Consider the following 12,976-nt stretch of genomic DNA (forward strand, 5'->3'; position numbering starts at 1 on the left):
GATTTTGCGATCCACCTGCCCGTCCGGCGTCAGGCGCAGCAGGCAACTTCCGTCCCAGCGTGCATTCCACACGTAGCCTTCGGCGTCCATCGCCGAGCCATCGGGACCACCGTGTTGATCGGACGAGTAGAACACCTGCGGTGCATCGAGACTGCCGTCGGTGCGGATGAAATATCGATTGAGCGTGCTGTCGAGACTTTCACCAAACAGCAGCGTGGTGCCGTCGTCACTCCACAACAAGGTATTGGGAATGCCCAGACCGAGCAGCAGCGGTGTCACGCGTTGATCGGGATCGATTCGGAACAGGCCACCGGAACGGCGTACCAGCGGCAGATCCTCGCCGTGCTCGCCGATGTTGTTTTGCATGGTGCCCAACCACAAGCGGCCCAAGGCATCGCAACGGGCTTCGTTGGGGCGGTTGCCCGGTTGCGGGTCGGCGACGCAGAACAACGTCAAGCGTGGCTCGAGGCCGGGCGAATCGAGATCGAGCCGGTAGACACCACTGCTCAATGTCACCAGCGCATCGCCGCTGGCGCAAGGAATGAAGGCGGAGATGTGCTCGGGCATCTGCCAGATCTGCACGTTCTGACCGATCAGGCGCAACGCTTGCTTACCGGCGATATCGACCCAGTAAAGCGCTTGGGTCGGAGCATCCCAGAACGGGCCTTCGCCGAGTTTCGCGCGGTGTTGGGTCAGGGCGGTGAACGGCATATCAAGTCCTTCTGAGTTGTTGTTTTACTGTGGAAGCGAGCTTGCTCGCGAAGGCGGAGTGTCAGTCAATGATGATTTATCTGACCTGACGCATTCGCGAGCAAGCTCGCTACCACAGGATGTCTCGACATTTTCAGCTAGCTTTTCTACTGGCCATGACTTTCGGGTAAAAGCGTTTTATCGCCAGGTCGGCGTTGTCGATCAAGGTCATGCACGCCCACACGCCACGGGTCGAATCGCGCGCGGCGATGGCGTCGGCCATGTCTTTATGGATCGGCAAGGTGCGGCGCAGTTCATCGGGGTCGGCGGCGGAGACTTCGAACGACACCGCCAGCAACGCGCCGAGGGCCGGGACCATTTGTTCGATGAACTGATTATGGCTGGCGGCCAGGATGCATTCGTGGAAGGCCTGGTCGGCACGGTTGTAATCGATGCCACTGTCGACCGCACGCTCCAGTGCATTGAAAGCCAGTTGCACCGCTTCGATCTGCTCCGGCGTTGCGCGCTCACAGGCCCAGCGCACCGCCATCGGCTCGATGGTGCGGCGCAAATCCAGCAGGTCATCGACGAAGTTTTCCGGCAAGCCGTTGCGCGACAGCCAACCGACCACCTGCGGATCGAACAGATTCCAGCGCCGTACTGGCAACACCCGCGTGCCGACCTTCGGCCCGACTTCGAGCATGCCTTTGGCGACGAGGGTTTTGATGGCTTCGCGAATCACCGTGCGGCTGACACCAAGCTGCTCGCCCAGATCCGCCTCGACCTTGATGGTCTGCCCCGGCTTGACCTGACCGGCTGCAATCCAACTGCCCAGCCAGTCAACGGTCGACGCATGAAAGCTGCTGGACATGTACACCTCAAGGCGAATCGCGATGGGTGCCTACGCTAATCATCATACGATTAACAGTCAATCGGATTTTTTTCAGCTTGCGCAAACCATTGTGGGAGCGAGCCTGCTCGCGAAAGCGTCGTGTCAGTCAACATTGCTGGCGACTGATACAGCGCGTTCGCGAGCAGGCTCGCTCCCACATTTTGGTGTTGTGTCAGGGTTCCAGGCCGATGCGAAAGAATTCGCCGCCACTCCACACGCCCAACCAGCGCTGACCATCGATCTCGCGGCTCACCGCCAGTTCCACCAACTGGTAAAACACATTGCGGTGAATCAACGCTTCAAGGTTGCTGCGCACATGCACATAAGGCGCAGGCTCCTGGGTTTCAGGATCGATCTCGACGCGGATCGGATGTTCAGCCCCCGCCTCGATGGTTTCCTCGACGTTGCTGGTAAAGCGCAAAACCTGCGCCTCGCCCTCGCCTTGCACTTCCACGGCAACCGCTACGAACGGCGCGTCATCGACCTTGATCCCGACCTTCTCGACCGGGGTGATCAGGAAATAATCATCGCCGTCGCGGCGGATGATGGTGGAGAACAGTTTGACCATCGGCTTGCGCCCGATCGGCGTGCCCAGGTAGTACCAGGTGCCGTCGCGGGCGATGCGCATGTCGATGTCGCCGCAGAAATCCGGGTTCCACAAATGCACCGGTGGCAGGCCTTTGGTCTTGGGGATCTGCCCCAGCAGGTCATTGGCTGTTTGCGGGTCACTCATGGCGTACTCCTTGATTACTGGTCGCCGATCCCCAGCAGGCTGCGTGCGTATTGCGCCAGCGGCGGACCGATGAGGTCTTCGGGTTTGGAGTCATGGAACGTCAGTAAACCGCCACGACTCTTGATCCGTGCAGTATCAATCAAATACTGGGTGCTGGTCTCGATCAACATGATCTGAATCACGCCGCCATCGATACCGAGGCGATCCACGGCTTCCTGGTCCAGCCACTCGTCAGAGTTGCCGATGCGGTCGTCAGCCTTGGCGAAACGTGTGTACAGCAGATAATGCGCGCCGGCATCACGGGCTTCGCCCATGGCTTGATCGAGGCCTTCCGGCGCACGGGCGCGGCGGACCATCGGGAAATATTCGACAAAGCCCTTGAAGGCTTCTTCGGCGACCACGTTCGGCCGCGGATAGGAACCACCCGGCGGTGCGAACGCGCCCTGGGCGATGAAGATGAACGAGTCCGGCTGAATGCGGAGATTGTTCACCCGGCGGCTGTCGCTGTGGTCCAGAAGCCCCGCATCGCTCATGTGATAGCGAGTGCCTTCGGCCATATCGCTGACATTCATGCAGCCGCCAAGCGCCAAAACGGCCAGCAGCAAAACCAGGCTACGCATCCTATTCCTCCAGAAGCCGGTGTCGGAAAACCGGCGAATGGCCGTTGGATGCAGCTTTTGCGCCAGCTCGGCAAATTCAGTGATAGAGGCATTCGCGAGCAGGCTCGCTCCCACAATTGAAATGCATTCCAAATGTGGGAGCGACGGTGCGACGATTCGACCTGCTCGCGAAAGCGATTATTCAGCCACCAATGATCTTCATGACAGTAGCGCCGCCAGAGAACGCCACCTCCTGCTTGTCACCCAACGCCTTGACCAGCAAACGTTGCAGCGCCGGCAATGCCTGATGACGCGGCTTGTCGAGCAGATCGCCGACATAGTGGCGGTTGCTCGACGACAGGCAGCCATGCAGCCAACCGGTCGACGACAGGCGCAAGCGCGAACACGTACGGCAGAACGGCACGCTTTCGTTGGCGATCACTCCGAAATTGCCGCGACCGGGAATCGAGTAGCGCACAGCCGTGGCGTCCACCGGTGCGTCGGTCTGGGCGTATTCATAACGTTCGCCGATCAGGCCGAGCAACTGCTCAAGGCTGACGAACTGCTGCAGAAAAGCATTCGAGTCCTTGGCCAGATGGCCCATGCGCATCAACTCGATGAAACGCAGTTCGAAGCCGCGCTCCAGACAGTAGTCGAGCAGCGGCATGATCTGATCGAGGTTCTGCCCGCGCAACGGCACCATGTTGACCTTGATCTTCATCCCGGCGGCGGCAGCCTGATCCATGCCATCGAGCACGCTGGCCAGATCGCCGCCACGGGCGATGCTGCGAAAAGCAGCGGCATCGAGAGTATCGAGGGAAACGTTGATCCGGCGCAGTCCGGCATCGACCAGCAGCGGCAGTTTTTTCGCGAGGAGTTGACCGTTGGTGGTCAGACTGATGTCGTCGAGGCCCATCTGGCCGACTGCAGTCATGAACGATTCGAGTTTGGGGCTGACCAGTGGCTCGCCGCCGGTGATGCGCAGGCGCTCGATGCCGGCCGCTTCGATCAGGTATTCGACGCCGCGTGCCATGGCTTCGGCCGACAGTTCATCCTGCGCAGCGACCAACCGCTTACCGTTGGGCACGCAGTAGGTACAGGCGTAATTGCAGGCAGAGGTCAGGCTGATGCGCAGATTGCGAAAACGCCTGCCTTGACGGTCAACGATCATGAAACACTCCGGCGAAAGAAAATCGAGCGAGCAAAACTTGACTGAGAAATCAGGTTTTAGCAAGCCCTATGCCTGAGTATATTCCTGCGCTATTGCGCCATGTTGTGAAAACACGGCGCAATCAGCCCGCTGAATGACTTATGTGCTCGGCGTTTCCGGGTCGCGCTTGCGCTTGTTGCCCATGCGCACGCCGATGTCCATCAGGAACTGGAAGAAGCCTTCCTGATCTTCCAGCACATTGCTCCAGAATGGCGAGTGATACAGCGCCACCGCGCCGTGCACCAGCGCCCAAGATGCGCAGTAGTGGAAGTACGGTGGCACATCTTCGAGCTTGCCTTCGCTGATGCGACCCTTGATCAGCAGGGTCAGGCGTTCGAAGTTCGAGGCACGGATCTTGTGCAGCTCCTCGACCATCTCCGGCACCTGATTGCCCTTGACCACTTTCTCTTCGAGACGGTCGAACAGGCGATAGCGCTGCGGGTCGCGCATGCGGAATTCGAAGTAGGCGCGGGACAGCGCTTCCTTGTCCTTGTCGACATCGGCCGAATGCAGCAGCTCGTTCAGATCGCGCTCGTAGTCGAGCATCAGGCGCAAGTAGATCTCCGCCTTGGATTTGAAGTGCTTGTAGATCGTGCCTTTGCCGATACCCACGGCATCAGCAATCATCTCGACGGTGACACTGTCTTCACCCTGGTCGAGGAACAGCTTGAGCGCGGTATCGAGAATTTCCTGCTCGCGGCGACGAAATTCACGGACCTTACGAGGTTCTTTATGCATAAGAAAAAGGTCTGAAGGGTCAAAATTCGAAGCCGCGTATTATGCCTAACTTGCGCAAAAAAGCACGGTTCATCGACCAAATCTGTGTTTCTTGTTCATTTCGAGAACGATTCGGGTGCAATGAGAACTCAACTGAAGCAAACGTATTCCAAATTTGTTTAAAAACCCCGACCGGCTCACTGGACTGCACGCCAGACTGATCAATACTTGAACTGTCGGGCGACATCTCCCCCAAGTGTCGTGCCGGTAAAGGTACCAACGGACCGCGTGCCTTTGTTTTACTCCTAATGGTCTTAACCCGGATTCCCCCCCCAGAACCCGGGTTTTTTTTGCCTGCGATTTGGCCAGCGGTCACAGGGCAGATTTAACACTCGCCAGCGGGAACAGACGCTTGAAGTTCTCTGTGGTCTGCTCGGCAAAGCGCTCGTAGTTCTCACCACGCAGCATCGCCAGAAACTCCGCCACTTCGCGCACGTACTGCGGCAGGTTCGGCTTGCCGCGATACGGAATCGGCGCCAGGTACGGCGAGTCGGTTTCCACCAGCAAGCGATCGGCCGGCACTTTGCTCGCCACGTCACGCAAGGCGTCGGCATTGCGGAACGTAACAATGCCCGACAGGGAAATGTAGTAGCCCATGTCCAGTGCCGCTTTGGCCATGTCCCAGTCTTCGGTGAAGCAATGCAACACACCCGCCTGGGGCAGCGCCGCTTCGCGCAGCAGTTCCAGGGTGTCCGCACGGGCGCCACGGGTGTGGATGATCACCGGTTTGCCGGTCTGCTGCGCAGCTTGCAGGTGCAGGCGAAACGACTCCTGCTGCAACTCGGCGGCTTCCGGCTCGTAGTGATAGTCGAGACCGGTTTCGCCGATCGCCACCACTTTCGGATGATTGAGTTCGTGCAGCAGCCAGTCCAGCGCTGGTGCCGCGCCCGGCTGCACATCCAGCGGATGCACGCCGACCGAACAATCAACATCGGCATACCGCTCGGCAAGGGCTTTGACATCGGCGGCGTTGTCGGCACTGACGCCGATGCACAGAAAGTGTCCGATCCCACGCTCGCGGGCCGCAGCGAGTGCGGCATCCAGCGAGCCGTCATGGGCGGCGAGGTCGAGACGATCAAGGTGACAATGGGAATCTACGAGCATAAAAAGGACTGCAACTTACATCGTATGAGTGGGACGGTCGGATTTCAGCGCTCCGGCCAGATGAGTTTCGATGCGACTGCGCGCGGTGTCGTCGCCGTCGTTGAATTGCACGCCGACACCGGCGGCGCGATTGCCTTGTGCACCTTTGGGGGTGATCCAGGCGACTTTGCCGGCGACGGGAATTTTTTCCGCTTCATCCATCAGGTGCAACAGCATGAACACCTCGTCGCCCAACCGGTAGCTTTTGTTGGTCGGGATGAACAGGCCACCATTCTTGATGAAAGGCATGTAGGCGGCGTAAAGCACCGACTTGTCCTTGATGGTCAGGGACAAGATGCCGTTACGCGGCCCCGGGCTGACAGGTTCAATCATGCTCACCTCCACTGCTGATCTTCAGAGTCTAGGTACACATTCTTATCTTTGACCAGGCAATCCCACCCATTGCACCAACAATGCTTCCAGCAACAGGGCCGGATTGAGGTTGGCCTTGCTCAACACTTTCTGCCGTTGGGCGAGAATCCAGTCCTGAATATCCAGCACTTTGCCCTGCGCGCTTTTCTGCGCCAGGTACTGCACGACCTTGCGCATATCGGCCAGGCCGAGACCGGCTTCGTCCTGAGTCAGTTGATAGCGCAGGATCAGGCTCGACCAGTCGCAGAACCAGTCGAACAGACGCAACATCGGAATGCTTTTCCACTCCTCGGCCAGTTGCGTCGGCGATTGCTGGCCCTTGAGCAACTTCTTCACGCCTTCGACCACTTGCGCGCGCTGTTCACGCACACCTTGCGATTGCAGGCTGACCGCCATCAGCGGCGACCCGGCGGCCAGCGTCAGCAGTTCGACGCGTTCGTCTTCCGCGCAATCCGGCAGCGCCTGGGCCAGCCATTGCAGGCTCATCGCCTCGCCCGGCAGCGGGCAGGCCTGCTGCACGCAACGGCTCTTGATGGTTGGCAATAAACGGCTGGGCTGGTGGCTGACCAATAGCAGCACGGTATCGCCGGACGGCTCTTCAAGGCTTTTGAGCAAGGCGTTGGCAGCGTTGATATTCATCGACTCGACCGGCTCGATCAACACCACTTTGCGCCCGCCGAGCTGCGCAGTCTGCACGACGAAACTGACCAGATCACGAACCTGATCGACCTTGATCGCCTTGTCCGCCTCTTCCGGCTCCAGGATGTAATTGTCCGGATGACTGCCGGCCTTGAGCAGCAGACAGGATTTGCACTCGCCGCATGCCTCAGGCGTAGGGCGCTGACACAGCAGGCTGGCCATCAAGCGTTCGGCCAGAGCACGCTTGCCGATACCGGCGGGACCGTGCAGCAGGTACGCGTGGGCATGCTGACTGCGTCCGGCCAGTTGCTGCCAGAGGCTGTCCTGCCATGGATAGGCCTCAGCCACGGGCCAGCTCCAGCAGATTCGGCAGCAAGGTGTCCAGCGATTGCTGGACCTTGGCCAATGGCTGACCGGCATCGATGCGCACATAGCGCGAAGGATCGGCTTCGGCGCGCTTCAGGAACGCATTGCGCACGTTTTCGAAAAACGCCCGGCCTTCGAGTTCGAAACGGTCCAGGCGACCACGGGCACTGGCGCGGGCCAGACCGATCTCTACGGGCAGATCGAAAATAAGTGTCAGATCGGGCCGCAAGTCGCCCTGCACGAAAGTTTCCAGGGTGGCGATGCGTTCCAGCGACAAACCACGACCGCCGCCCTGATAGGCGTATGTCGAGTCGGTGAAACGATCACACAGCACCACAGCGCCACGGGCCAGCGCCGGGCGAATCACCTCGGCCAGGTGCTGGGCGCGCGCGGCGAACACCAGCAACAGCTCGGCGTCCGGATGCATCACTTCGTCGGCCGGGGTCAGCAGAACGTCACGAATCCGCTCGGCCAGCGGCGTACCGCCAGGCTCACGGGTGAGCAGCACTTCGATACCGGCGGCGCGCAGGCGCTCGGCGAGGTATTCGCGATTGGTGCTCTTGCCCGCGCCTTCCGGGCCTTCCAGGGTAATAAACAAGCCAGTCACAGGCAGTCCTTCATCAAAGTCATTGCGCGTTCTGTGGTGCAGCGGCGTCCGGTTCTTGGGCTGGCGCCGGATCTTGCGGCGGCGCTTTCGATGGCACTTCGGGCAGCACCTCGGGCGCGGTGTTCGGCGAGGCCGCCGGAATGGCCTCATCGGTGGCCGGCGCGGTTACTGGTGCCGGGCTGGAACGGTAATCGGCACGGCGCTTGAGCTGGTATTCGCGCACTGCGTTGTTGTGCGCATCCAGATCATCGGAGAACACATGGCTGCCATCGCCACGGGCGACGAAATACAGGCTGCTGCCCTCCACCGGGTTGAGCGCAGCATGAATCGCCTCGCGCCCGACCATCGCAATAGGCGTCGGCGGCAAGCCTGGTATCACGTAGGTGTTGTAAGGCGTCGGCTCTTTCAAATGTGCGCGGGTCAGTTTGCCCGTGTAGCGATCACCGAGGCCATAAATCACCGTCGGATCGGTCTGCAACTGCATGCCCAGCGCCATGCGCCGTACGAAAACACCGGCAATCTGCCCGCGCTCCTGCGGAACGCCGGTCTCTTTCTCGACCAGAGAGGCCATGATCAGCGCTTGATAAGGTTCGCTGTAAGGCACGTCGGCAGAACGCTGCGCCCACTCTTTGGCGAGCACCTCATCGAGACGATCAAAGGCTTTTTTCAACAGCTCGGCATCGGACATGCCGCGCACGAAGCGATAGGTATCCGGGAAAAACCGGCCTTCCGGGAACAAGCCTTTGTGGCCAATCTTCGCCATGACATCGCTGTCGCTCAGGCCGGTGAGGGTCTGCTCGAGCTTGTCGTCCTTGGCCAGGGCGGCGCGCACTTGATGGAAAGTCCAGCCTTCGACCAGGGTCAGGCTGTACTGAACCACGTCGCCGCGCTTCCACGAATCGATCAGACCGTTGACGGTCATGCCCGGCTGCATGCGGTACTCGCCGCTGTGAATCGGTGTGCCGGCGAGGTTGAAGCGCCAGTAGACGCGCAGCCAGAACGCGTCCTTGATGACGCCATCGGTTTCGAGTTCAAGGAAGGTACGGGTCGGTGTAGAGCCTTTCGGCACATCCAGCAGTTGTTCCTGCGGGATGTTCAGGGGCTGTTCCAGCGCCGAATGAATTTTCCAGGCGCTGGCGCCCAACAGCAGCCCTGCCAGAACCAGTCCGGTTTCCAGCAGCAGCAAAAGTTTACGTCTCACGAATCAAGCATCCAGTAGCGCGCGGGCAATGGTTTGCAGTTTACGGGTGAGCGGGCCAACCGGCCAGCTCAGTGCAGCACAGGCGCGTACCGGCCAGACGCCATAAACGCTGTTGCAGACAAACACTTCATCAGCCCATTGCAGCTGTTCGAGGCTGATATCGGCGATTTGCGTGGGGATGGCCAGTGACTCGGCCTGAAACAAAATTTCCGCGCGCATCACACCTGCGACACCGCAGCGCTTCAAGTCGGGCGTGATCAAGCCACCGTCGCGCACCAGGAAAATATTGCTGTACACACCTTCGACAACACGCCCGGCCTGATCAAGCATCAAGCCTTCGGCATGCTCGCTGTCCTGCCATTCGGCGCGGGCGAGTACCTGTTCCAGTCGATTCAGATGTTTCAGCCCGGCCAACAACGGCTGCGTAGATAAACGCGTGTTGCAGGGAAACAGGCGGATACCGTGCTCGGCATGGGCAGCGGGATAAGCCGCCGGCGGATTGCCTTGCAGAATGCGTCGGCCCTGCGCCGCAGGATCGGGCGCATAACCACGCAAGCCGTCACCCCGAGTGAGGATAAGCTTGAGCACGCCCTCGCCCATCGCAGCGGCATAGCTGAGCAGCTCATGGCGAACCAGCTCGAGGTCGGTCGCAATGGCCAGACGCGCGCAGCCATCGGCCAGGCGCGTCAGGTGTCGATCCAGCAGGACCGGCTGTCCACTGCGCACGGCAATGGTCTCGAACAGACCATCGCCGTAAGCCAGGCCGCGATCTTTCAGCGACAGCACGTCAGCCGGTTGACCGTCGACCCAGCTGTCCATCAGCCGGCGAACCGGCGGAACGCCAGAGTGCCGTTGGTGCCGCCAAAACCGAAGGAGTTGGACAGCACGACATCGATGTCCATGTTACGCGCGGTGTGCGCAACGAAATCGAGATCGCAGCCTTCGTCCGGTTCATCAAGGTTGATGGTCGGCGGTGCCACCTGGCTGTTGATCGCCAGCACGCTGAAAATCGCTTCGACCGCGCCCGCCGCACCCAACAGATGGCCGGTCATCGACTTGGTCGAGCTGACGGCCAGCTTGTAGGCGTGATCGCCGAACACCGACTTGATCGCATTGGCTTCGGCAAGGTCGCCGGCCGGGGTCGAGGTGCCGTGGGCGTTGATGTACTGCACTTGATCGACATTGATCTTCGCGTCGCGCAGGGCATTGGTGATGCAGCGCGCGGCACCGGCGCCGTCGGCGGGTGGCGAGGTCATGTGGAACGCATCGCCACTGGTGCCGAAACCGATCAGTTCGGCGTAGATCGTAGCGCCACGAGCCTTGGCGTGTTCGAGCTCTTCGAGAACCAGAGCGCCGGCACCGTCGGACAGAACGAAGCCGTCACGACCCTTGTCCCATGGACGGCTGGCGCGGGTCGGCTCGTCGTTGCGGGTCGACAGCGCACGGGACGCGCCGAAGCCGCCCATGCCCAGACCGCAGGCAGCCATTTCCGCACCGCCGGCAATCATCACGTCGGCTTCGTCGTACATGATGTTGCGCGCCGCCATGCCGATGCAGTGCGTACCGGTGGTGCACGCGGTGGCGATGGCGTAATTGGGTCCCTGTGCGCCCAGATGGATCGACAGGAAACCGGAAATCATATTGATGATCGAGCCAGGCACAAAGAACGGCGAGATCCGTCGCGGACCGGTCTCGTGCAGGGTGCGGCTGGTCTCTTCGATGTTGGTCAGACCGCCAATCCCCGAACCCATGGCCACGCCAATGCGTTCACGGTTGGCATCGGTGACTTCCAGACCGGCGTTGCGCACGGCTTGAAAGCCTGCGGCGAGGCCGTACTGAATGAACAGGTCGAGCTTGCGCGCTTCCTTGACCGACAGGTATTCCTCGACATTGAAGCCTTTGACCGAACCACCGAAGCGGGTCGAATAGGCAGAAAGGTCGGTGTGTTCGATCAGACCAATGCCACTGCGGCCAGCCAGAATGCCCTGCCAACTGCTCGGCACATCCGTGCCCAGTGGCGACAACATACCCATACCGGTGACTACGACGCGTCTACGCGACACAGCACTCTCCTTTTTCAAATGACGACTTTGCATCAGGCCTAAAGAAAAAACCGCACGCCATGATGGCAGTGCGGTTTTTCCATGACAGCAAGCAACGATTACAAACTGTTACGCCTGGTGGCTGGTAACGTAGTCGATTGCAGCTTGTACAGTAGTGATCTTTTCAGCTTCTTCGTCAGGGATTTCGGTCTCGAATTCCTCTTCCAGAGCCATCACCAGCTCAACGGTGTCAAGGGAGTCGGCACCCAGGTCTTCTACGAAGGAAGCGGTGTTGACCACTTCTTCTTCTTTAACACCCAGTTGCTCGGCAACGATTTTCTTGACGCGCTCTTCGATGGTGCTCATACCTTGTTTTCACTCCTAATGGACAAATTCAGGCAGCTGGCCAGTGGGTAAGTGTATAGAAAGCCTTTTCAGTTTTTCAACTGAAAGCTTCACTCCTCAAACCCTGCGGCCCTCTGCCTATAAATAGATTGCAGCTTTATAACGGATTTTAGACAGCTCGTATGACATTTTTTTGAAGCAATCCGTCACATTTTACTTACATGTACATCCCACCGTTCACCGGGATTGTAGCCCCGGTAACGTATGCCGCACCGTCGGATGCAAGAAAAGCGACCACGGACGCGATCTCTTGAGCTTGCCCCAGACGACCCAGCGGAATCTGCGTCTGCAAGGCTTCACGCTGTGCTTCAGGCAGCTCGCGGGTCATATCGGTGTCGATGAACCCAGGGGTTACCGAGTTGACCGTAATCGAACGCGAACCGACTTCACGCGCCATCGCCCGGCTGAAACCTTCCAGACCGGCCTTGGCGGCTGCATAGTTTACTTGGCCGGCGTTGCCCATGGCACCCACCACCGAGCCAATACTGATAATTCGACCCCAGCGCGCCTTGGTCATGCCACGCAAAACGCCCTTGGACAGGCGATACAGACTGTTCAGGTTGGTATCGATCACGTCGTACCACTCGTCGTCTTTCATGCGCATCATCAGGTTATCGCGGGTGATGCCGGCATTATTGACCAGAATCGCCACCGGCGCACCGAACTGCTCCTGAATGCCTGCCAGCACGGCGCTGACCGATTCGTCGCTGGTGACATTGAGTTCGAAACCGGCGCCCTGGATACCGTTTTCCTTCAGGGTCGCGGCAATGCGCTCGGCGCCCGACGCGGAGGTCGCGGTGCCGACAACGATGGCGCCCTGACGACCCAGTTCCAGCGCGATGGCCTGGCCGATACCGCGGCTTGCACCGGTAACCAGTGCAACTTTACCTTGCAGACTCATGCAAGTTTCTCCTGATTCAGGCCTGCGCTGCGCGAGCGGCAGCGAAGGCATCTGGGGTATTGAGATTGGAAGTCGAAACGCCTTCGGCGCAACGTTTGTTCAGGCCAGCGAGGACTTTGCCCGGGCCGCATTCGACCAGATTGGTCGCGCCCTTGGCGGCCAAAGTCTGCACCGATTCAACCCAGCGCACGGGCTTGTAGAGCTGTTCGAGCAGATCGCGCTTGAGGGTTTCCAGATCGGCTGGCACTTGTGCGCTGACGTTCTGCACCAACGGGATCTGCGGCGCCTGCCAGTCGATGGCGGCGATGGATTCGGCGAAACGCTCGGCAGCCGGACGCATCAGCTCGCAGTGCGACGGCACGCTCACCGGCAACGGCATGGCGCGTTTGGCACCACGTG

General features: G+C 59.8%; 16 protein-coding genes. All 16 read right to left on the bottom strand.

Annotation, left to right across the window (positions count from 1 at the left end):
* On the bottom strand, positions 1 to 711 hold a 711-nt coding region (locus OQK_RS02595; RefSeq protein WP_016770976.1), incomplete at its 3' end, for an SMP-30/gluconolactonase/LRE family protein.
* Positions 712 to 844: 133 nt separating this feature from the next.
* On the bottom strand, positions 845 to 1,561 hold the full coding sequence (locus OQK_RS02600) for a FadR/GntR family transcriptional regulator (RefSeq protein ID WP_016770977.1): 717 nt from the start codon (positions 1,559 to 1,561) through the stop codon (positions 845 to 847).
* Positions 1,562 to 1,754: 193 nt separating this feature from the next.
* Entirely contained in the window at positions 1,755 to 2,315 is a 561-nt protein-coding gene (locus OQK_RS02605) for a DUF1285 domain-containing protein (RefSeq protein WP_016770978.1), read from the bottom strand.
* A gap of 14 nt (positions 2,316 to 2,329) precedes the next feature.
* Positions 2,330 to 2,935, bottom strand: coding sequence for a DUF4823 domain-containing protein (locus OQK_RS02610; RefSeq protein ID WP_016770979.1), 606 nt, complete (start codon positions 2,933 to 2,935; stop codon positions 2,330 to 2,332).
* 181 nt (positions 2,936 to 3,116) lie between these two features.
* The gene (locus OQK_RS02615) at positions 3,117 to 4,085 is read right to left on the bottom strand and encodes a GTP 3',8-cyclase MoaA (protein ID WP_016770980.1); all 969 of its coding nucleotides are present in this window, start codon (positions 4,083 to 4,085) and stop codon (positions 3,117 to 3,119) included.
* A gap of 138 nt (positions 4,086 to 4,223) precedes the next feature.
* The gene (locus tag OQK_RS02620; protein ID WP_016770981.1) at positions 4,224 to 4,862 is read right to left on the bottom strand and encodes a TetR/AcrR family transcriptional regulator; all 639 of its coding nucleotides are present in this window, start codon (positions 4,860 to 4,862) and stop codon (positions 4,224 to 4,226) included.
* A 351-nt stretch (positions 4,863 to 5,213) separates the two neighbouring features.
* On the bottom strand, positions 5,214 to 6,005 hold the full coding sequence (locus OQK_RS02625; protein WP_016770982.1) for a TatD family hydrolase: 792 nt from the start codon (positions 6,003 to 6,005) through the stop codon (positions 5,214 to 5,216).
* A 15-nt stretch (positions 6,006 to 6,020) separates the two neighbouring features.
* Positions 6,021 to 6,377 carry a PilZ domain-containing protein gene (locus tag OQK_RS02630; RefSeq protein WP_016770983.1) on the bottom strand — a complete coding sequence of 119 codons (357 nt, stop codon included), beginning with the start codon at positions 6,375 to 6,377 and terminating at the stop codon, positions 6,021 to 6,023.
* Between the two features lie 42 nt (positions 6,378 to 6,419).
* Positions 6,420 to 7,403 carry a DNA polymerase III subunit delta' gene (locus tag OQK_RS02635; RefSeq protein ID WP_016770984.1) on the bottom strand — a complete coding sequence of 328 codons (984 nt, stop codon included), beginning with the start codon at positions 7,401 to 7,403 and terminating at the stop codon, positions 6,420 to 6,422.
* Positions 7,396 to 8,028, bottom strand: coding sequence for a dTMP kinase (gene tmk / locus OQK_RS02640; protein ID WP_016770985.1), 633 nt, complete (start codon positions 8,026 to 8,028; stop codon positions 7,396 to 7,398). Before tmk ends, OQK_RS02635 begins: the two co-directional genes overlap by 8 nt.
* A gap of 19 nt (positions 8,029 to 8,047) precedes the next feature.
* Entirely contained in the window at positions 8,048 to 9,229 is a 1,182-nt protein-coding gene (gene mltG / locus OQK_RS02645) for an endolytic transglycosylase MltG (protein WP_016770986.1), read from the bottom strand.
* A 3-nt stretch (positions 9,230 to 9,232) separates the two neighbouring features.
* Positions 9,233 to 10,048 carry an aminodeoxychorismate lyase gene (pabC, locus tag OQK_RS02650; protein WP_016770987.1) on the bottom strand — a complete coding sequence of 272 codons (816 nt, stop codon included), beginning with the start codon at positions 10,046 to 10,048 and terminating at the stop codon, positions 9,233 to 9,235.
* On the bottom strand, positions 10,048 to 11,292 hold the full coding sequence (gene fabF / locus OQK_RS02655; RefSeq protein ID WP_038860467.1) for a beta-ketoacyl-ACP synthase II: 1,245 nt from the start codon (positions 11,290 to 11,292) through the stop codon (positions 10,048 to 10,050). The genes pabC and fabF overlap by 1 nt, the downstream gene beginning before the upstream one ends.
* A gap of 108 nt (positions 11,293 to 11,400) precedes the next feature.
* Entirely contained in the window at positions 11,401 to 11,637 is a 237-nt protein-coding gene (acpP, locus tag OQK_RS02660; protein ID WP_003175607.1) for an acyl carrier protein, read from the bottom strand.
* A 196-nt stretch (positions 11,638 to 11,833) separates the two neighbouring features.
* Positions 11,834 to 12,577: a 3-oxoacyl-ACP reductase FabG gene (gene fabG, locus OQK_RS02665; protein WP_016770989.1), complete on the bottom strand. Its 744-nt coding sequence runs from the start codon at positions 12,575 to 12,577 to the stop codon at positions 11,834 to 11,836.
* 16 nt (positions 12,578 to 12,593) lie between these two features.
* A partial coding sequence (locus tag OQK_RS02670; RefSeq protein ID WP_038860468.1) for an ACP S-malonyltransferase occupies positions 12,594 to 12,976 on the bottom strand: 383 nt, incomplete at its 5' end.

The sequence above is a fragment of the Pseudomonas sp. R62 genome, from assembly GCF_000257605.1.
Lineage (GTDB): Bacteria > Pseudomonadota > Gammaproteobacteria > Pseudomonadales > Pseudomonadaceae > Aquipseudomonas > Aquipseudomonas atacamensis.

Bases quoted from the DNA above. Each gene is read 5' to 3' on its own strand.
- OQK_RS02600 (WP_016770977.1), bottom strand. From the start codon at position 1,561: ATGTCCAGCAGCTTTCATGCGTCGACCGTTGACTGGCTGGGCAGTTGG.
- OQK_RS02605 (WP_016770978.1), bottom strand. From the start codon at position 2,315: ATGAGTGACCCGCAAACAGCCAATGACCTGCTGGGGCAGATCCCCAAG.
- OQK_RS02610 (WP_016770979.1), bottom strand. From the start codon at position 2,935: ATGCGTAGCCTGGTTTTGCTGCTGGCCGTTTTGGCGCTTGGCGGCTGC.
- OQK_RS02615 (WP_016770980.1), bottom strand. From the start codon at position 4,085: ATGATCGTTGACCGTCAAGGCAGGCGTTTTCGCAATCTGCGCATCAGC.
- OQK_RS02620 (WP_016770981.1), bottom strand. From the start codon at position 4,862: ATGCATAAAGAACCTCGTAAGGTCCGTGAATTTCGTCGCCGCGAGCAG.
- OQK_RS02625 (WP_016770982.1), bottom strand. From the start codon at position 6,005: ATGCTCGTAGATTCCCATTGTCACCTTGATCGTCTCGACCTCGCCGCC.
- OQK_RS02630 (WP_016770983.1), bottom strand. From the start codon at position 6,377: ATGATTGAACCTGTCAGCCCGGGGCCGCGTAACGGCATCTTGTCCCTG.
- pabC (WP_016770987.1), bottom strand. From the start codon at position 10,048: ATGGACAGCTGGGTCGACGGTCAACCGGCTGACGTGCTGTCGCTGAAA.
- acpP (WP_003175607.1), bottom strand. From the start codon at position 11,637: ATGAGCACCATCGAAGAGCGCGTCAAGAAAATCGTTGCCGAGCAACTG.
- fabG (WP_016770989.1), bottom strand. From the start codon at position 12,577: ATGAGTCTGCAAGGTAAAGTTGCACTGGTTACCGGTGCAAGCCGCGGT.